This window comes from Citrobacter sp. Cpo142 (assembly GCF_030332425.1).
Taxonomy (GTDB): Bacteria; Pseudomonadota; Gammaproteobacteria; order Enterobacterales; family Enterobacteriaceae; genus Citrobacter; species Citrobacter portucalensis.
The window spans coordinates 68,964-89,240 of record NZ_JAOWHW010000091.1 but is presented as its reverse complement, the minus strand read 5'-3'; the positions used below and the strand labels follow the sequence as shown (position 1 = coordinate 89,240).

At 51.0% G+C, this 20,277-nt stretch carries 16 protein-coding genes and 1 pseudogene; 6 read left to right on the top strand and 11 right to left on the bottom strand.

The genetic code is table 11. The annotated features are described in order from the left end of the window. Together OGY18_RS04695 and OGY18_RS04690 are read left to right on the top strand one after the other, a co-directional pair. Positions 1 to 595 (top strand): annotated as a pseudogene (locus OGY18_RS04695) (hypothetical protein); the annotation flags it as partial. Further along, on the top strand, positions 585 to 1,058 hold the full coding sequence (locus OGY18_RS04690) for a YqeJ family protein (protein WP_286552043.1): 474 nt from the start codon (positions 585 to 587) through the stop codon (positions 1,056 to 1,058). The pseudogene OGY18_RS04695 and the gene OGY18_RS04690, both read left to right, overlap by 11 nt. Before the next feature lie 4 nt (positions 1,059 to 1,062). On the opposite strand, the gene OGY18_RS04685 is transcribed toward OGY18_RS04690, so the two are convergent. Then, positions 1,063 to 1,875 (bottom strand): helix-turn-helix domain-containing protein, encoded by an 813-nt coding sequence (locus tag OGY18_RS04685; RefSeq protein WP_286552039.1) that lies wholly within the window; start codon positions 1,873 to 1,875, stop codon positions 1,063 to 1,065. Between the two features lie 252 nt (positions 1,876 to 2,127). On the opposite strand from OGY18_RS04685, the gene OGY18_RS04680 reads away from it, so the two are divergent. Together OGY18_RS04680 and OGY18_RS04675 are read left to right on the top strand one after the other, a co-directional pair. Next, a complete protein-coding gene (locus tag OGY18_RS04680) occupies positions 2,128 to 3,528 on the top strand; it encodes an MFS transporter (RefSeq protein ID WP_148361329.1) in 1,401 nt (466 codons plus the stop codon). Between the two features lie 10 nt (positions 3,529 to 3,538). Next, positions 3,539 to 5,494, top strand: coding sequence for a glycoside hydrolase family 127 protein (locus OGY18_RS04675; protein WP_198579408.1), 1,956 nt, complete (start codon positions 3,539 to 3,541; stop codon positions 5,492 to 5,494). Positions 5,495 to 5,593: 99 nt separating this feature from the next. Here the strand turns inward: OGY18_RS04675 and OGY18_RS04670 are convergent, their stop codons facing one another. Then, a complete protein-coding gene (locus OGY18_RS04670) occupies positions 5,594 to 6,334 on the bottom strand; it encodes a MipA/OmpV family protein (RefSeq protein ID WP_003827347.1) in 741 nt (246 codons plus the stop codon). Between the two features lie 121 nt (positions 6,335 to 6,455). Between OGY18_RS04670 and OGY18_RS04665 the strand changes: the two genes are divergently transcribed. Further along, positions 6,456 to 7,418, top strand: a complete 963-nt coding sequence (locus OGY18_RS04665; protein ID WP_286552036.1) for a LysR family transcriptional regulator — start codon at positions 6,456 to 6,458, stop codon at positions 7,416 to 7,418. A gap of 7 nt (positions 7,419 to 7,425) precedes the next feature. Here OGY18_RS04665 and OGY18_RS04660 read toward each other — a convergent pair whose 3' ends face one another. The 9 genes from OGY18_RS04660 to OGY18_RS04620 form a co-directional block, all read right to left on the bottom strand. Next, entirely contained in the window at positions 7,426 to 8,562 is a 1,137-nt protein-coding gene (locus OGY18_RS04660) for an HlyD family secretion protein (RefSeq protein WP_003827345.1), read from the bottom strand. 5 nt (positions 8,563 to 8,567) lie between these two features. After that, entirely contained in the window at positions 8,568 to 8,891 is a 324-nt protein-coding gene (locus tag OGY18_RS04655; protein ID WP_003024200.1) for a DUF3302 domain-containing protein, read from the bottom strand. A 250-nt stretch (positions 8,892 to 9,141) separates the two neighbouring features. Further along, positions 9,142 to 10,680 (bottom strand): aldehyde dehydrogenase AldB, encoded by a 1,539-nt coding sequence (gene aldB / locus OGY18_RS04650; RefSeq protein ID WP_003827344.1) that lies wholly within the window; start codon positions 10,678 to 10,680, stop codon positions 9,142 to 9,144. A 92-nt stretch (positions 10,681 to 10,772) separates the two neighbouring features. Beyond that, positions 10,773 to 11,924: an L-threonine dehydrogenase gene (gene yiaY, locus OGY18_RS04645; protein ID WP_149280787.1), complete on the bottom strand. Its 1,152-nt coding sequence runs from the start codon at positions 11,922 to 11,924 to the stop codon at positions 10,773 to 10,775. A gap of 188 nt (positions 11,925 to 12,112) precedes the next feature. Continuing rightward, the gene (gene selB / locus OGY18_RS04640) at positions 12,113 to 13,957 is read right to left on the bottom strand and encodes a selenocysteine-specific translation elongation factor (protein ID WP_286552033.1); all 1,845 of its coding nucleotides are present in this window, start codon (positions 13,955 to 13,957) and stop codon (positions 12,113 to 12,115) included. Beyond that, positions 13,954 to 15,345, bottom strand: a complete 1,392-nt coding sequence (gene selA, locus OGY18_RS04635) for an L-seryl-tRNA(Sec) selenium transferase (protein WP_191235921.1) — start codon at positions 15,343 to 15,345, stop codon at positions 13,954 to 13,956. The genes selB and selA overlap by 4 nt, the downstream gene beginning before the upstream one ends. Before the next feature lie 98 nt (positions 15,346 to 15,443). After that, positions 15,444 to 16,052: a glutathione S-transferase gene (locus tag OGY18_RS04630; protein ID WP_003827340.1), complete on the bottom strand. Its 609-nt coding sequence runs from the start codon at positions 16,050 to 16,052 to the stop codon at positions 15,444 to 15,446. A gap of 97 nt (positions 16,053 to 16,149) precedes the next feature. Next, a complete protein-coding gene (locus OGY18_RS04625; RefSeq protein ID WP_191228018.1) occupies positions 16,150 to 17,286 on the bottom strand; it encodes an HlyD family secretion protein in 1,137 nt (378 codons plus the stop codon). Positions 17,287 to 17,288: 2 nt separating this feature from the next. After that, positions 17,289 to 17,651 carry a DUF3302 domain-containing protein gene (locus tag OGY18_RS04620; protein WP_003827338.1) on the bottom strand — a complete coding sequence of 121 codons (363 nt, stop codon included), beginning with the start codon at positions 17,649 to 17,651 and terminating at the stop codon, positions 17,289 to 17,291. A gap of 530 nt (positions 17,652 to 18,181) precedes the next feature. Here OGY18_RS04620 and mtlA point away from each other — a divergent pair. Beyond that, the gene (gene mtlA / locus OGY18_RS04615; RefSeq protein ID WP_286552030.1) at positions 18,182 to 20,098 is read left to right on the top strand and encodes a PTS mannitol transporter subunit IICBA; all 1,917 of its coding nucleotides are present in this window, start codon (positions 18,182 to 18,184) and stop codon (positions 20,096 to 20,098) included. Positions 20,099 to 20,277 lie beyond the last annotated feature (179 nt).

The following is a 20,277-nucleotide window of genomic DNA, read 5'->3' as shown; positions in this document are numbered from 1 at the left end:
AAAATCGGCCCAGATCCGCGAAATTTTAATCAGCGAGTCAGCTTGGGAAGAAATGACCTGCTTATTCGCACCTTCCCTAGATGAGGAAATCATATTCACTCTGCCAAAAATAGGCTTCAAAGCTGAAGCTCATGTAGTGATAATTCCTTTCGATGAGTTCATGGCCGCTCGCACTGCCCGGCAGGTTGCTGCTCCGGTAGAAACCCCACCCCCGCCAACCACTGCAAAAAAAAATATACTCAAGTGTAATTTTCTTCAGCGATATATACTCATACCTCTTCTTGGCAGCATATTTTTACTATTTTTTATTCTCTACTCACATCAGCATAAAAACTCTTTCTATGCTAATTACATAGACATTGGTAAATTACATGGCTGCCAGGTCTACTCGTCATGGTCAGGCAAGGAGAAAAGTACTCAAGTCTTTAACCAGTTCTATGTCAAACAAAACTTAACCTGCCCGCCAGCAAAGACTGTATATATGACACTTAATAATTCACAATCCGGAACGTCTATTCTGGTTTGCCGCGAAAAAATAAACTCCCCTCTCGCAAAGTGCAAATCATTATTTTTCATGGAGAAATATGATGATTAAGAAACTCTCTATATTCTTATGGATTATGTTTTTAGCAGGACTGGCGGCCATATTTATCGTCCACTGGCGTACTTCTACCGCACATAAACATTTTTCCTGTGAAGCCCAATTAACATTGCAGGACCAAATCTCATCTTATGAAGTGCTCATGAACTTCACCTTTTCTGGTGATTCGGGTAAATATGAAGCAACCGGCATTTTCAGAGATCAGCAGGGTCATGAAATAAAAACCAGTAATAAAGTAACTTTTGATTATTGGCGTAAAGGGCAAAATCTTTACCTGTTCTCAAAATCAACAAACGAACTACCTAAAAGGGATGTACCTATTCTTAGCTGGAAACCTGATTTCTTCAGGAAACACAATCGAGGACTTGCCCTGCAAGTCATGCAACAGAACGCCGATGGATATTTATTTCTCTACGACCATACCCCTTTATTCTATTGCACACGTAACAATACCTGATCGATTATGAGTTAATATGCTCCTTACAATAGAGTCGCTTCCAGGCTGCTGGCGTGAGCCCCGTACGTTTACGAAAGATCTGACGAAAATAGCCAACATCATTAAACCCACATTTAATCGCCACTTCGGTAAGCGACAGCGAGTCACTGATCAACAGCTTTTCTGCCGCCCTTACCCGCTGGCGATGCAACGCTTCAGTTAGCGTCAGCCGGAAAACGCTCCGGAATACACGCCCCAGATAGTCGGCATTGCAATGCAGTTCTTTCGCCAGAGTTGAAGCACTAATCGGCAGGTGGAACTGGGTGTGGATTATTTGTTGCGCTTTCCATGCCAGCGCATTACCGGGGCTATCTGCGGGTTGCTCGCTAGCCGCCGCGGAGATTTGCTGCAAAATCAGTAGTAGGATCAGTTCCAGCGCAACGCTGCGATGAATATTTTCCTGCTCGCGTAAGAACTGGCGAAACAGCGAAATAATATTTTGTGGCTCGCTAACCCGGGCATGCTGAGGAATCGCAAGCAACGGTTCTGTAAGTGAAGCATCGTTTTCTGCTGTCACCTCAAAGTGTAGCCAGTAAAATTTCAAATCAGCCGGAAACTGTCCCACACCAATATGCGAACGCTGCGGCCATAGCAGCAAACTTTCTCCGGCATTCACGCAAAAAACGGTCTGGCCTTCGCGAATCGTTAATGTCCCTTTTTCGACAAAGATAATTTCCCAGGATTGCAATTGCCGCGCCGGATGGCTTCCCACGCCTCGGGAAATAAATAGCCCACCATTTTGCACTTTAATAGGAAGAGACATGGATAATTCGAGCATATATATTCAAATTCCCGCTTATTGCATTATTTAAACCGATCTTTATCATTGATTATTCACGATAAACTTGCTTTTCGCCGGATCGAAATCACATTTTTATAATGAAGTCGGAATTGTCATCTTTTTATACTTTTCTCTTCCCTTGTTGACCCAAACATTTCGTGCAGAATAAATAACGTACTTTGCAAATTACAAACAAATAACCCGCAACGTAGCGGGATACTTTCTGAACATCCTCTCCGGGAGTTATTTATGACTTCGGCTCCGATTACGACATCTGATTTGGCACAGCGTGCCCAGGACGACAAATTATCCCTGCGTGAAAAAATAGGTTATGGGTTAGGCGATGCTGGCGGGACGGTAATTACCTGTCTGATCATGAACTTCCTGACATTTTTCTACACCGATGTCTTCGGGTTAACGCCCGCGCTGGTCGGCACATTGTTTATTGCCCTGCGCGTATTTGATGCCATTTCCGATCCGATAATGGGCATACTTGCCGACCGCACGCAAAGCCGCTGGGGGCGTTTTCGCCCATGGCAGCTGTGGGTGGCAATTCCCATTGGCATCATTGGCGTACTCACGTTTACCGTCCCTGACGCCAGCATGAGCGTAAAAATCGCCTGGGCATTCGGCACCTATCTACTGCTTTCTGTCGGCTATACCGCCATCAACGTACCGTATTGTGCGCTGATCAACACCATGACGACCCGCCATAACGAGGTGATCGCCTGTCAGTCCTGGCGCTTTGTGCTGTGCGGCGTGGCGGGATTCCTTGTCTCCGTTGGTCTGCCGTGGATGGTGGATATTCTGGGTCAGGGCAATGCCGCGCAGGGTTATCAGTTCGGCGTGGGCATCCTGTGCGCCATCGCTGTGGTGATGTTCCTGTGCTGCTTCTTCTGGGTTCGCGAGCGTGTGCCGCTGGCGATGATGGGGAAATTTACCCTGCGTGAACACATTGGTGGGCTACGCAAAAATGACCAGTTGCTGCTGATGCTGGTGATGTCTTTCCTGCTGATTAACGTCTTCAATATTCGTGGCGGCGGGTACATGTATTTCATTACCTACGTGCTGGAAGGCAGTACCGCTTACACGTCGCTGTTTTTCACCATGGTGACCTTTGCGTCCATCATCGGTTCAGTGGTTGTCAGCCCGCTGACCCGCCGTATAGATACCGTCAAACTCTATTACTACACCAACCTGGTGCTGGCAGCCCTGGCAGTGATGATGTGGTTCCTGCCAACCGGTTCGGCTTATCAAACATTATGGCTGGCGGTGATCCTCGGCAACGGCATTATTCTGGGCTTCACGCTGCCACTGCACTTCTCGCTGATGGCCTTTGCCGACGACTACGGCGAGTGGAAAACCGGCGTGCGTTCTTCCGGCATGAATTTCGCCTTCAACCTGTTTTTCATCAAGCTGGCCTGGGCCTCGAGCGCGGGGATCATCAGCCTGCTGTTTATTTTTGTCGCCTATCAGCCAGGCGCTGGTAATCAAACCTCCAGTTCGCTGCAAGGAATTACCGCGATGGAAACGCTGCTGCCCGCACTGTTCCACCTGCTGCTGGCGCTGTCTGTCCGCATCTGCAAACTCAATAATCCGATGATGTCGCGCATTGCCACCGATCTGCGTCAGCGTCATGTACAGCCTTAAGGAGCACGAAATGAACGTACTGGAAGTCGACCTGCATAAGCTCACCGTCAGCGATCCGTTCCTCGGACAATACCAACAGTTGGTCCGTGATGTCGTGATCCCCTACCAATGGGATGCGCTCAATGACCGCATTGCAGAGGCGGAACCAAGTCATGCAATAGAGAACTTTCGTATCGCCGCAGGACTGCAGGATGGCGAATTTTACGGCATGGTTTTTCAGGATAGCGACGTAGCGAAATGGCTGGAGGCAGTCGCCTGGTCCCTGTGCCAGAAATCTGATGCGGAACTTGAGAAAACCGCAGATGAGGTCATCGAGTTGGTAGCCGCTGCGCAGTGTGAAGACGGCTATCTCAATACATACTTTACAGTAAAAGCCCCGGATGAACGTTGGACTAATCTTGCCGAGTGTCATGAGTTGTACTGTGCAGGTCATTTGATCGAAGCAGGCGTCGCGTTCTTTCAGGCGACGGGAAAACGTCGTCTTTTAGACGTAGTGTGCCGCCTGGCAGACCACATCGATAACGTTTTCGGGCCTGGAGAGAATCAACTGCGCGGCTATCCGGGACACCCGGAAATTGAGCTGGCGTTAATGCGCTTATACGAAGTGACCCAGCAACCACGCTATATGGCGCTGGTAAATTACTTTGTGGAACAGCGCGGCGCGCAACCCCATTTCTATGATGAAGAGTACGAAAAGCGTGGCCAAACCTCTTACTGGCATACTTACGGCCCGGCATGGATGGTGAAGGATAAACCCTATAGCCAGGCTCATCAGCCCATTTCAGAACAGCAAACGGCGATCGGTCATGCAGTACGTTTTGTTTATCTGATGACCGGCGTGGCGCATCTGGCACGCTTGAGTCAGGACGAAGGCAAACGTCAGGATTGCCTGCGTCTGTGGAAAAACATGGCCCAGCGTCAGTTGTACATTACCGGCGGGATCGGTTCACAAAGCAGCGGCGAGGCGTTTAGCAGCGATTACGATCTGCCTAACGACTCCGTGTATGCGGAAAGCTGCGCCTCAATCGGTCTAATGATGTTCGCCCGCAGAATGCTGGAGATGGAGGCAGACAGCCAGTATGCCGACGTGATGGAGCGCGCCCTGTATAACACTGTATTGGGCGGGATGGCGCTCGATGGCAAGCACTTCTTCTATGTGAACCCGCTGGAAGTGCATCCTAAATCATTAAAATTCAATCATATTTATGACCACGTGAAACCCGTTCGTCAGCGCTGGTTTGGCTGCGCCTGTTGCCCGCCGAATATCGCCCGCGTGTTAACCTCAATTGGTCATTACATCTACACACCACGTCAGGACGCGCTGTATATCAATATGTACGTGGGCAATAGCATGGAAGTCCCCGTGGCGGATGGCTCGCTCAAGCTGCGCATTAGCGGGGATTATCCATGGCATGAGCAGGTGAAAATCGCCATCGAATCACCGCAGTCGATATATCACACCCTGGCCCTGCGCCTGCCAGACTGGTGCACCGCACCGCAGGTTTTACTGAATGGTCAGCCAGTTGAGCAGGATATTCGCAAAGGCTATTTGCACATCAGCCGAACCTGGCAGGAAGGCGATACGCTCAGTCTGACCCTGCCAATGCCGGTGCGTCGGGTGTACGGAAATCCATTAGTGCGCCATGTTGCTGGTAAGGTCGCTATTCAGCGTGGACCGCTGGTGTATTGCCTGGAGCAAGCCGACAACGGCGAGGAATTGCATAATCTGTGGTTGCCAAAAGAGAGTGAGTTCAGAGTATTCGAGGGTAAGGGACTGTTCAGCCATAAAATGTTAATTCAGGCTGAAGGCGTGAAGCAAAGTACAGCCGATGCAGCACAACAATCGTTGTGGCACTACGATGTTTCCCCAACTTCGCGTCAGGCGCATACATTGACGTTTATTCCGTGGTTTAGCTGGGCAAACCGTGGTGAAGGCGAAATGCGTATCTGGATAAACGAGCAGTAATTAAACCGTGCCGGATGGCGACGCTTCACGTCTTATCCGGCCTACAAAACCCATCCACGTAGGCCTGATAAGCAAAGCGCCATCAGGCACATATTTAAATCAGAAACGCCAGGTCAGACCGGACATAAAGGTGAAGCTGTCATCGCGATCAACCATTGGGCTATTTTTAATGTCATCCGGCAGTGCGCTATAGTTGGCGCTTGCCAGCAGCGTCAGGTTAGTGGTCAATGCGTATTTAGCGGACAGGCCAACATACGGTGTCCAACTATCGCCTGGGGAATAGCTTGATAAGCCACTACGACGGGACTCATTACCCGATATGCCGTAGTAGTATTCATTGAATTTTTCGTCATAGTAGAGCACGCCAATCGATGGTGTCAGCGTCAGCTTGCCCATCGGCATTGGACGGAACAGTGAAACTTCCCCTACCCAGCCATTACTGTTGTCCAGCACATCCGCAGCGGCGGAGACTTTCACGCTACCCCATCTTTCATGGTGATACCACGCGGCACCCGCCATTGCAGTTGCGTCACGCTTATCCAGCTTTTTCATCGCATGATCGTCATTATCGCCGGGATCAAACTCAAGCGGCATATAAGAGGCAGTAATACTAAATTCATTACTTTCACTCTTAGACAAAATATAACCTAGCGTTGTTTGCCTAAAATAAAATGATTCACTTTCGTAACTGACAAGCGGTACTGCGTGAACATTATCATTATACCCGCGATAAGGTGATTCATTATATACAGCACCAGCGCCAATAGAAAACTCTGCGGCAGTTGCACTCGCCATAAAAGAAAAGGCGAGCAGCGCCACAATATTGTGTTTAATTAACATGCCAACATTCCATTTTAAAATAAGCTACAAAGCTGGTGCATAATAATGCTTACAATTTCATCGGTGCAAGGTTCATATTTATATAGTAATATATAAAAAATTATATATATTGGGCTTGGCGATGAATAAATTACAACTTAAACACCGGGAGCTGAAGATTATTTCGGTAATCGCTGCCAGTGAAAATATCAGTCATGCCGCTACTGTTCTCGGCATCGCGCAGGCCAATGTCAGTAAATATCTTGCTGATTTTGAATCAAAAGTTGGATTAAAGGTGTTTGACCGCACCACTCGACAGCTAACTCTTACGCCGTTTGGTACGGCGCTGCTTCCTTACATCAATGATATGTTGGAAAGAAACGATCAGCTCAATAGTTTCATTGCTGATTATAAGCATGAAAAACGTGGGCGGGTAACGGTCTATGCACCAACGGGAATTATTGCTTACTTATCGCAACATGTTATTGCAAAAATTCAGAATATCGGCGGCATTAGCCTCTCACTTAAAACATGTAACCTTGAACGTAAAGCATTTTATGAAGGCGTCGACTTTCCTGATGATTGTGATGTTTTAATCACCTATGCACACCCTAAAGATGAATCACTGGTCGCCAGTTTTATTACCAAATATGCAGTGACGGCATTTGCCAGCCCTGAATACATCAAACAACATCCTATTAGTAGTCCTGATGAGCTGGAAGAACATTCCTGCATTCTGATTGATTCCATGATGATAGATGATGCCAATATCTGGCGCTTCACCTCCGCCGGCGGCAAGGAAATGCACGATTATCGGGTGACCGGAAATTATGTCTGCGACAATACACAGTCTGCGTTGGCGCTGGCACGTAACCATCTGGGCATTGTTTTTGCGCCGAATGCGAGTGTACAAAAAGATGTTCAATCCGGATTGCTGGTCCCATGTTTCTCAGAACAACATGAATGGTGGCTGGATTTGGTGGCGATTTTCCGCAAGCGTGAATACCAGCCATGGCGGGTACAGTTTATTCTTGATGAGATGCTGGCAGAGATCCGCCAGCAGCTTACTCAGTCGCTGGAGCAGCAGACTGAGCAAGCAAAATAGCCTGCGTCTAATGGTCGAGATACAGGTAATGCACCCAGCTGGTCATCCGTAGTAAGACCTTGCGCATGACCGACACATGTTCGAAGTGGTCAGAGTAAACGGCGACCTGGGCGTAAATCCCATCAGGTAACGCGTTCACATCCGCATTGTCGTTCAGCTCAATCGTGGCGATCACCCCTTCCGAACCGGGCGTAGAGTTTAAAGATTGCAGTGCCCCGTTCGACTGGTATGTACCACCCGGTACCGCCGGACTAATGGCGGCCAGTTTACCGCTAAACACCTTACCCGGCAGAGCGTTAAACACCACTTCCGCTTCATCGCCTGGCTCCAGCCGCAACAGCGAGTTTTGACGGAACTGGGCGATAATTTGTCTTTTTTGATCCGGGATGAATACCATTACCGGACGCATCGGCAGTGCGGCGGCATAGGTTCCTGGGCGCATCAGCACCTGCGTGACGTAACCATCGCTGGGCGCGCGAACCACGGTCTGGTCCAGGTTGAACTCTGCTTCCGCTAGCTGTGCTTTCAGGCTGGCAATTTGCGAATTCTCACCCAGTACCAGGCTGTCTAACTGACTCTGAATTTGCTGCTGTTCTGCAACGGAGGATTTCACCGAGGCTTCCTGCGCCAGGTAGTTTTGGCGCGCCGCATCGATATCGCGTTCAGAAAAAGGATTCACCTTCGCCTGACTCCCCTGCGCATAGCGCTGGTAATCTTTTGCCAGTTTGTCACGCGTGGCCTTTGCCCGCTGCGTGTTGGCTTTCATTTCGTCTAACTGCGCAACCAGAGCCTGCTCTTTATGCTGTGCGGTGACAATATCAGCCTTCAGGCGATCGACCCGCGCCTGATAACGCCCTGGATTAAGCTTAAACAGAACCTCGCCTTTTTTGATTAGTGTATTCTTCTTATCCGTCACTTCTGTCACTACACCCGTTACCTGCGGCACCACGGGAATAGAAATTACCGCTTTTTGTGCCTTAAATGTATACGGATGGTTATAATTCATCAGTAATATAAGTCCGCAAACAATGAATATACCGCCTAATGCCGCGGTAGGAACTGTCCATTTATTTACAGGAATTTTAAAAATTTTAAATATTGACCATGCACACGCCACATAGGTCAGAACAATCAGTAAATCCATCGATATTACTCCGCCGGAGAGGTCTTGGCCTCGCCCAGTTTCTTTTCCAGATCCGCAACCCTTGCCTGAAGCTGGATCAGGGAAGAATCCGCGCTCTGCATACCCCATCCGCGCTCCGGGCGATAAAGCGTTGCCCAGATCCATAAAAAGGGCCAAATAACATGTAAGGTAAACAAACTAACCCAACCCGCAACATGTATTGCGTCGGCATGAGGATGGTTACGTTTCTTTGCAATTAGATAGGGAATATCATGCAGAATAATAATCCCGTAAAAAATGACCAGGAATACAAAAATAAGCACTCCTAATGCAAAATAATTAAGGAACATATTTGCCTCAGGGATTTAAATTAAGAATTTCGGATGCAATTTGATTTAAACAATAGAGTTGATAATAGTATTGGAATGACCAGATTGGATGCAATTATCTTATTTATATAACGATATATGGGTTTATATATACCCGTCGTCTTTTGAGCTGCTTCTTTGTTGGCTGCGTTCGTTCACCCCAGCCACATACCTGAGGACATAACTTGATGCCCGGTACGCTAAACGCGACCGGGCAGTAGGTGACGTGAAATTAAAACAGCCCCAGTGGTTTATCAGAGTAGCTCACCAGCAGACATTTGGTTTGCTGATAATGCTCAAGCATCATCTTATGCGTCTCGCGCCCGATGCCCGACTGCTTGTAGCCGCCGAACGCCGCATGAGCAGGGTAAGCATGGTAACAGTTGGTCCAAACTCGCCCCGCCTGAATCCCACGTCCCATTTTGTACGCCAGATTTCCGTTACGACTCCAGACGCCAGCGCCAAGCCCATATTGGGTGTCATTAGCGATTTCCAGCGCCTCTTCCATGGTTTTAAACGTCGTGACAGCCAGCACCGGACCGAAGATCTCCTCCTGGAAAACCCTCATGTTGTTCTTACCAAAAAGAATGGTCGGTTCGAGGTAGTAACCCTCTTTTAACTCGCCATCCAGCTGCTTGCGCCGCCCGCCGGTGAGAACATCTGCCCCTTCTTTCTTACCAATGTCGATGTAATTCAGAATGGTTTCCAGTTGACCATGCGACACCTGTGCGCCCATTTGCGTCACGCTGTCTAACGGGTTGCCGCTACGGATACTTTCCACCCGACGAATGGCTCTTTCCATAAAACGTTCGTAAATGGATTCTTGTACCAGCGCACGACTCGGACAGGTACATACTTCGCCCTGGTTGAAGGCAAACAATGCAAAACCTTCCAGCGCTTTGTCAAAGAACGCATCTTCTTCATCCATCACGTCTGCAAAGAAGATATTGGGAGATTTCCCACCCAGCTCCAGCGTGACAGGGATAATATTCTGCGTGGCGTACTGCATGATCTGCTGCCCGACTTCCGTTGAGCCGGTAAACGCCACTTTCGCAATACGTTTTGACGTCGCCAGATACTCACCGATTTCTCCACCCGCACCGTTTACCACGTTCACTACGCCTGGCGGGAGCAGATCGCCGATGACTTCCATCAGCAACAGCACGGACAGCGGCGTCAGGCGCGCGGGTTTCAGCACCACGCAGTTACCGGCAGCCAGGGCGGGCGCCATCTTCCAACTGGCCATCAGCAGCGGGAAGTTCCATGGGATTATTTGCCCTACCACGCCAAGAGGTTCATGGAAGTGATAAGCCACGGTTTCGCTATCAACCTCGCTGATTCCCCCTTCCTGTGCACGAATACAGGACGCGAAATAGCGGAAATGGTCAATCGCCAGCGGCACATCTGCCGCGCTAGTTTCGCGGATGGGTTTACCGTTATCCCAGGTTTCTGCCGTCGCCAGCAGTTCCAGGTTTTGCTCCATACGATCGGCGATTTTGAACAGAATCGCCGCTCTGTCCTGCACGGATGTCTGCGCCCACTTGTCTTTTACTTTGTGCGCGGCATCCAGTGCCAGATCGATGTCCTTTTTGCCGGAAGAGGCCACTTCGCACAGTAGTTGCCCGGTCACCGGTGTCAGGTTTTGGTAATACTCACCGTCCGCCGGGGCGACCCAGTCACCGCCGATAAAGTTATCGTATCGGGCTTTTAACTTCAGAGGGTAACCATACTCGCCGGGGTAAATACGCGTTGAAGGGGGGTTATTGGTCATGACCGTCTCCTTGCTGTAGGGGTACTACAAGGGTAGACGGGACTGGCGAATAATTCGCCAGCCTTTTACTGCTTTACGACAGGTATCACGAATTACATGGCAGCACGATAAATCGCCATGATTTCTTCATGTGTCGCCTGAATCGGGTTAGTGAAACCACATGCATCTTTCAGGGCGTTAGTCGCCAGAACGGCAAAATCTTCTTCTTTCACGTTCAGCTCACGCAACCCGGCTGGAATGTTCACTTTCTGCGCCAGTTCGCGGATCGCTGCGATGCAGGCTTCTGCCCCTTGATCTTCGCTCAGACCAGCAACGTTCACACCCATTGCCGAGGCGCAATCGCGCAGGCGGGCGGCAGCCACTTTGCTATTAAATACCTGTACATGCGGCAGCAGTACGGCATTACATACTCCGTGTGGCAAATCGTAGAAGCCACCCAGCTGGTGCGCCATCGCATGCACATATCCCAGAGAGGCATTGTTAAAGGCCATACCTGCGAGGAACTGCGCATAGGCCATCGCTTCACGCGCCTGAGCATTGCTGCCCTCTTCCACGGCAACCGGCAGGTTTTCCGCAATCATGGTGACGGCTTTAAGCGCGCACGCATCGGTAATAGGGGTCGCGGCAATAGAAACATAGGCTTCAATAGCGTGAGTCAGCGCATCCATACCGGTAGCCGCCGTCAGAGACTTCGGCATACCGACCATCAGCGAGGAATCATTGACGGACAGCAGCGGCGTAACATGCTTATCCACAATCGCCATTTTAATGTGGCGTACTTCATCGGTAATGATGCAGAAGCGGGTCATTTCAGATGCCGTACCCGCCGTGGTGTTGATGGCAATCATCGGCAGCTGCGGTTTTGCAGAGCGGTCAACGCCTTCGTAATCACTAATATCGCCGCCGTTAGCCGCCACCAGCGCAATCCCCTTTGCACAATCGTGCGGGGAACCACCGCCGAGAGAAATAACACTATCACAGTCATTTTCTTTCAGCATTTTCAGGCCAGCAGCAACGTTACTGGTCGTAGGGTTAGGATGCGTACCATCATAAATTACGCTGAAAATATCACGTTCCTGCAGCGCTTTTTGAATTTCACTCGCCATACCTAATTTCGCCAGCATGGCGTCCGTGACAATCAGCGTACGGCGAAAACCATATTCCGCCATTGTATTCATTGCATCTTTTAATGAACCAGCGCCAATTACATTCACAGAAGGAATAAAAAATGTTGAAGCAGCCATTGTACGATCCTTAATTACTCAAAAGAGGTAGGAAGCATACGAGTGAAATTTCCAACAAAATATGATCGTGGTTGTTATTTTAATAACACTCACAATTAAAAAGCACATTAGGTTCATAATCTAATGTGCTTATTTCAATCAACATCTATTTTGTATTAATTCATTTAATCCATGAATTAATTGTTTCATTATTTTTCAGGGAACAGCAATGCATCGCGTAATAAATGATCATTTCCCCGACGACGAGTAAAACCAATGCGGTCAAAATATTCCAGAATCTGAATAGCCAATTTGCGCCCGACGTTAAGTCTGTCGCGAAAATCGGCTGCACAGGTCGATCCCCGTTCCTGATCCAGTTCGCGGATCATATTGGCAAAGGCCACAATCCGATCGTTACGGTAATAACGATCTTTCACGATCGCGGTAATGATGCCTTGCTGCGCCGCCTGACGTAATGCCACACGCATCATCTGCTCATCCGTGCCCGTCTGTTTTGCCAAATCGCGCACCCACCACGGCTCATCGCCAAAAAGCGGTTCTACTTTTTGCCAGAGTGCCAACTGCTCATCGCTGAAACCCGCCTTATGTTCCGGCAAATGCAACCAGCCATGATGGCTATGGATGGCGCCACTCTCGCGCATCTTTTCAATCAGCAGCAAGACCAGCGCTTCGTCTTCCATCGGCAAAGCCATACGGCGCAGGCGCTCGCGCCCGGGCCCTGGTTCATCACGGTGCTGATCATGGTAGGTCGCCAGCGTATCGAGAACTTTCCGCTGCCAGCGCGCGGCAACGGGGGCATTCAACAGGCTGTATCCCGCCTGAATAAATCCATGTTGCTCAATCAACGGACGCATACCGTTGCCATTGAGCTGACGCGCCCAGGCAAAGTCAGGAATATTCACCGCCCCACGCGTCAGGTGCAGCGCCAGAGCGTCACCGTCAGTCTGCGCGTTTTCCAGCGCCGACAGCCACTGCAAATACTCCGGCTTACGTTTTCCGCGACGCGGCGGATTGAGCGTGACCACGCGCGCGCCAGCAAGCGTCGTACGGGCAGAAATATCGCGCAGCACCAGACGGTCGTTATCGGCGAGCCAGAGTGGTGTATCAAACACCAGTTCCGCCAGTGTCCCTTCAAGCAGCGAGATACGCCCGGTAACATGGCTAGCCGCGTGGTGAATATGCAGCGGTTGCCACTGCATCAGCGGCGCGGCATGTTCTAAAGAAACAATCACGCGGGTAAAAGCCTCTGGCGGCGCATCGGAAAGCAGCCAGTCGCCACGGTTTAGTTCTTCTTTTTGCGCATCGCCGGCAATATTCAGCGCAATACGTTGTCCCGCTTGCGCGCGGTCGGTGGCCTGATTTTGTGCATGCAGGCTACGTACGCGCATCGGTTTGTTGACGCCCGTGAGCCACAGCGTGTCACCGACATTCACTTCACCGCTGAGCGCCGTCCCGGTCACCACCAGCCCTGCGCCTTTGACCGTAAAGGCGCGGTCAATCGCCAGGCGGAAGCTGTGATCGCGGGCATGCTCGCGCGACGTTAATTGCAACAAATGGTCACGCAGTTCCTCGATGCCACGGCCTTCACTGGCCGCAGTGACGAAAAGCACCGACTCCGCGAAACCATAATTCCCCAGCGTGGCCTGAATCTCCGCACGCACCTCTTCAATTCTTGCTTCGTCTACGCGGTCGGCTTTCGTGAGCGCCACGGTGATCTGCGGATTGCCCGTCAGCTGCAGAATTTGCAAATGCTCACGGGTTTGCGCCATTACGCCATCATCACACGCCACCACCAGCAACGCGTGATCGATGCCGCCGACCCCCGCCAACATGTTGGACAGAAACTTTTCGTGTCCAGGAACGTCGATAAACCCCAGCACCCGCCCGTCCGGCTGCGGCCAGTAGGCATAGCCGAGATCGATGGTCATGCCGCGCTTTTTTTCTTCCGGCAGACGGTCGGCATTTACGCCAGTAATCGCCTGTAATAACGTTGTTTTTCCGTGGTCAACGTGTCCGGCGGTTGCAATAATCATTTCAGCATCATCTCCATAAACCGGGTCTCGTCTTCAAGGCAGCGCAGATCCAGCCATAAGCGGCCATCATAAATTCGCCCAATAATCGGCACGGGCAGCGTACGCCAACGGGCTGCCAACGCTTCGAGGCGGCTCCCGCGCCCGTCATGTGGGGTAAAGGTTAGCGCCGCGCTGGGCAGCCTATCAACAGGTAGTGAGCCGCTGCCAATCTGCGACAGGCAAGGCATCACATTCAGGGCGAACTCATCACCGTAATGTTCTGCAAGCTGTGCCTGTAATTGCTGTGCCTGCGCGTGGATTGCCTCTTGTGAGCGGGTGAGCTGGCGCAACGTCGGCAACTTCGCCGCCAGTGCTTCAGGGTGCAGGTAGAGCCGTAGCGTCGCTTCCAGAGCAGCCAGCGTCATTTTATCTGCCCGTAATGCGCGTTTCAGCGGATGGCTCTGCAAACGAGCGATCATCTCTTTTTTACCGACAATTATCCCGGCCTGCGGCCCGCCCAGCAGTTTATCGCCGGAGAAACTCACCAGACTGACGCCAGCAGCAATCAGTTGCTGCGGCATCGGCTCCTGCGGCAAGCCATACTGGCTGAGATCGACCAGCGAACCGCTGCCCAAATCCGCCACCACCGGAACATCCAGCTCCTGGCCAATGACGGCCAGCTCCGCCTCATCCACCGACTTTGTGAAGCCTTCAATGCTGTAATTACTGGTATGCACTTTCATCAGCAGAGCGGTATTTTCATTCACCGCCTGGCGGTAATCTTTCGCATGCGTCCGGTTGGTGGTCCCCACCTCGCGTAGAATGCATCCGGCCTGACACATGACGTCCGGAATACGAAACGCGCCGCCTATTTCCACCAGCTCGCCGCGAGACACAACCACCTCTTTGCCGTTCGCCGTGGCAGCCAGCATAAGCAGAACAGCTGCCGCATTGTTATTGACGATACAGGCGTCTTCCGCCCCCGTCAGACGGCAGAGTAAATCCGCCAGGGCCCGATCCCGATGTCCCCGACCGGCATCATCCAGACTGTATTCCAGCGTCACCGGCGTGCGCATCGCCTGTACCACCGCCTCAATTGCTTCTTCGGCCTGCGACGCGCGACCAAGGTTGGTGTGCAGCACCGTTCCGGTCAGGTTAATCACTGGACGCAGTGCGCTTTGTGATTCTCGTTCCAACCGGGCACTGGCTTCTTGCGCCCAGTCTTCACACCATGCAGGGAGCGCATGCGTGTCGCGAATAGCTTCTCTGGCTTCGTCGAGCATGTGACGCAGCAGGTCAACCACCCGGGTATGACCGTGAGATTCACGTAAGGCTGGGAAGGCGCTATCGCGCAATAAACGATCGATAGCAGGAAGCTGGCTGTAGAGTGAACGCAAGTCGCTTGTCATGAAAGGGCCTGGCTGTTGGTGACCCTCTCCACCGTAGAGAGGGATATCGATATAGGAAGGATTGTACCGTGACTTTGCTCAGGCGGACATAATACGCATCAAGCCTTTGGCGGTTCTGTACGGGCAAAACTTTCGCGTTGAAAGAGTGTTTCCACCAGTTTGACGAGACGCGGACGGTCCACACACCAGCCAGGTGCGACCCGACGGAAATTGAGATAACCGACCGCGCAGGCAATCGCAATGGTTGCCAGGTTAACCGTATCCGTTTTCAGTGTACCGTCCGCCAGATAACCTTCCAGCACATCCAGACTACGGGTGATCTTCTCACGCTGACGTAACAATTCAGTTTCTGACTGCTGCGCTGCAGGGCGAGCCTGTTCGCGCACCGAAACTAAACCGGCATCCATAATACCGTCTGCCAACGCTTCCAACTGGCGTACCTTCAGCGCAGCCAGCGGATCACGCGGCAGCATGGCTGGTGCAATATCCAGTAGCTCTATATATTCCGCGATGACAGGAGAGTCAAACCAGTACTCGCCCTCATCGGTGACCAACGCAGGTACTTTGCCTAACGGGTTATAGCGCGCCACGCCGCTATCCGCGTTGTAGGGGAGTTCATTCACAAATTCGAAAGTGATGCCCTTTTCCAGTAACAGAATCGAAATTTTACGCACAAAAGGGCTGGTATAGCTGCCAATGAGTTTCATGCCGGGTCCTTTTTGCCAACAAAAAAGCGGTGCCCAACGATAGTGGGACACCGCTTAGTATGGCTCAGGTCACTGAAAATGGCAGGTGATGGCAGTCTCAATGATCCAAATAAAGGTAATGCATCCAACTGGTCATGCGCAGCAGCACTTTACGCATTACCGACACGTGGGCGAAATGGTCAGAATAGACCGCGACCTGGGCATAGATACCGTCCGGCAGCGCATCCACATCGGCATTCGGATCCAGCTCAATTGTTGCCAGCACGCCATCGGTACCCGGCACCACCGTTAAGGACTGTAATGCCCCCTGCGCCTGATAAGAACCGCCCGGCACAACCGGAAGAATGGAGGTCAATTTACCGGAGAAAACCTGACCAGGCAGTGCATTAAACACCACTTCCGCTTCATCGCCTGGTTTAAGGCGCAGCAGTGAGTTTTGACGGAATTGCGCCACAATTTGCCGTTTTTGCTCAGGAATAAACACCATTACCGGACGCAAAGGTAATGCTGCTGCGTAAGTCCCTGGGCGAATTAAAATCTGCGTGGCATAACCGTTGCTGGGGGCACGAACTACCGTCTGTTCAAGGTTGTATTTAGCCTCGGCAAGCTGGGCACGTAGGGACGCAACCTGAGATTGCTCCCCGTTGACCATACTGTCTAATTGACTCTGAATCTGCGTCTGTTCTGCCACCGAGCCTTTGACCAGCGCATCCTGTGCCAGATAGTTTTGCCGGGCGTTATCGATATCGCTTTCAGAGAACGGGTTAACCTTCGCCTGGCTGCCTTTCAAATAACGTTGATAATCCTTATACAGGCGATCACGTTCCGCAGACACGCGGGTAGTATTAGCGACCGCTTCCGACAGTTGCGCTTTTAGGTTGTCGATATTATGCGTCGCGGTTACCAGGTCGGCCTGCAGTCTGTCTACACGCGCCTGATAACGTACCGGATCGAGCTTAAACAGCACATCGCCTTTTTTAATGAGCTGATTATTCTTATCCGTTACCTCACTAACAATTCCTGTGACTTGCGGAGTGACCGGAATTGAAATAACCGCTTTTTGCGCCGTAAAGGTATACGGGTGGTTATAGTTCATTAATAAAATCAATCCCGCAACAATGAACACCCCACCTAATGCAGCGGTAGCAAGCGTCCATTGGTTTACCGGAATACGGAATATTTTAAAGATGGCCCAGGCAAAGGCCACATAGGTCAGGACTATCAACAAATCCATGATTAAATCTCCGGAAAGGTGGAGTTATCGGTTTTTTTCTCCCCATCCAGTCTTTTTTCCAACTGGGTGATTCGCGCTGCCAGCGCGGCAATCTCAGGGTCTGACTCCTTTCCGGTCGGTGTGATGTGTGACTGCATTCCCCATCCCTTTTCAGGCTGGTAGAGCGTGGCCCAGATCCACAGGAACGGCCAAATAACATGAAGAGTGAACAAGCTCACCCATCCTGCAGTATGGATGGCATCGGCATGGGGATGGTTACGTTTTTTAGCCATGTTATAGGGAATATCATGAATGGCGATGATTCCGTAAAACAGAACCAGAAAAACGAAGATCAGCACGCCCAGTGCGAAATAATTTAGAAACATACCTGCCTCGAATTCACGCTAATTAGAGTTTTTTTATGCCGGCAGCCGTATGCACCCTGGCTGATGTTTTGAACATAACTGCAGTTAGGGGTTTTCGCCATATCACAAAAAAAATATTTTTTCTGGCGAGAAGTTGCTTTGTTTTGCAATAAAAATGTCAGGAGTAGAATCTGCCGCAGATCACATCTGCTCAAATCCAGATGAAAATACTTTGCGATCCACATCACAAAGATTCAACAAACAGCAAAACCAAAAATGTGAATTAGTTCACATTTAATCCCCATTTTTCATTAAATCTAACCCTGTGATGTTTTTTTGTACCGTTAATTTGTGATGCAAATCACATTAACTAACGCCATACACCCTATATTTACGTGACGAATGTCACATAAAAGGCCGTCGACTGGACAGTTGAACGATTCAGTGCCAGATTTCGCAGTATCTACAGGGTCCGGCTACCTCCTGCCGCTACATTAACAAACCTCGGGCTTTCAGCCTGCGCGATAGCAAACATAAGAAGGGGTGTTTTTATGTCATCCGATATTAAGATCAAGGTGCAAAGCTTTGGTCGATTCCTCAGCAACATGGTGATGCCAAATATCGGCGCGTTTATCGCGTGGGGTATTATCACCGCATTATTCATTCCGACAGGGTGGTTGCCGAACGAAACGCTGGCGAAGCTAGTCGGCCCGATGATCACCTATCTGCTGCCGCTGCTGATCGGTTATACCGGTGGTAAGCTGGTTGGCGGCGAGCGTGGCGGCGTGGTTGGCGCTATCACCACCATGGGCGTTATCGTCGGTGCAGATATGCCAATGTTCCTCGGCGCGATGATCGCAGGTCCGCTGGGCGGCTGGGCTATCAAACATTTCGACAACTGGGTAGACGGTAAGATCAAATCCGGTTTTGAGATGCTGGTGAATAACTTCTCCGCTGGCATCATCGGTATGATCCTCGCCATTCTGGCATTCCTTGGCATTGGCCCATTGGTTGAAGCGCTGTCAAAAATTCTGGCGGCAGGCGTTAACTTCATGGTTGTCCATGACATGCTACCGCTGGCATCTATCTTCGTTGAACCGGCGAAAATCCTGTTCCTCAACAACGCCATTAACCACGGTATTTTCTCACCGCTGGGTATTCAGCAGTCCCATGAGATGGGCAAATCCATCTTCTTCCTGATTGAAGCTAACCCGGGTCCGGGTATGGGCGTCCTGCTGGCGTACATGTTCTTCGGTCGCGGCAGCGCTAAGCAGTCTGCAGGCGGCGCGGCTATCATCCACTTCCTGGGTGGTATCCACGAAATTTACTTCCCGTACGTGCTGATGAACCCGCGCCTGATCCTGGCCGTTATTCTCGGCGGTATGACTGGCGTATTTACCCTGACTATCCTGAACGGCGGTCTGGTTTCTCCGGCGTCTCCGGGTTCTATCCTGGCCGTGCTGGCAATGACGCCGAAGGGTGCTTACTTCGCTAACATCGCTGCTATCTGCGCAGCTATGGCAGTCTCTTTTGTGGTCTCAGCCATTCTGCTGAAAACCAGCAAAGTGAAAGAAGATGATGACATTGATGCCGCAACCCGTCGTATGCACGACATGAAAGCGGAATCCAAAGGCGCATCTCCGCTGACGGCTGGCGATGTAACCAACGACCTGAGCCATGTGCGTAAAATCATCGTTGCCTGCGATGCTGGTATGGGTTCCAGCGCCATGGGTGCGGGCGTACTGCGTAAGAAAGTGCAGGATGCGGGGCTGTCTCAGATTTCCGTCACTAACAGCGCGATTAACAATCTGCCGCCGGATGTGGATCTGGTCATTACCCACCGTGACCTGACTGAACGCGCGATGCGCCAGGTGCCTCAGGCACAGCACATTTCGCTGACCAACTTCCTCGACAGTGGCCTGTACTCCAACCTGACCGAACGTCTGGTCGCTGCGCAGCGCCACAACGTGAACGAGGAGAAAGTTCGCGACCACCTGAAAGACAGCTTTGAAGAGGGTGATACCCACCTGTTCAAACTGGGTGCGGAGAACATCTTCCTTGGCCGTAAAGCGGCTAACAAAGAAGAAGCGATTCGCTTTGCTGGTGAGCAACTGGTGAAAGGCGGTTACGTTGAGCCAGAATACGTTGAGGCGATGCTGGACCGTGAAAAACTGACCCCGACTTACCTGGGTGAGTCCATCGCAGTACCGCACGGTACGGTTGAAGCCAAAGACCGCGTGCTGAAAACCGGTGTGGTGTTCTGCCAGTACCCGGAAGGCGTTCGCTTCGGTGAAGAAGAAGACGATATTGCCCGCCTGGTGATTGGCATCGCAGCGCGTAACAACGAGCACATCCAGGTGATTACCAGCCTGACCAACGCTCTGGATGATGAATCCGTGATCGAACGTCTGGCCCATACCACCAGCGTGGATGAAGTTCTGGAACTGCTGGCGGGTAAAAAAGCTTAACGCTTAAGTATCTCCAAAATAGTTCGAGCTGCAGGAAGGCGGCAACGCAGTGAATCCCCAGGAGCGTACATAAGTACGTGACTGGGGTGAGCGAGGAGAGCCAACGCATCTGCAGTTCGAAATATGAAGGCGATATCCTCTCCCTTGTGGAGAGGGTTAGGTTGAGGGAAAAGCCTCAC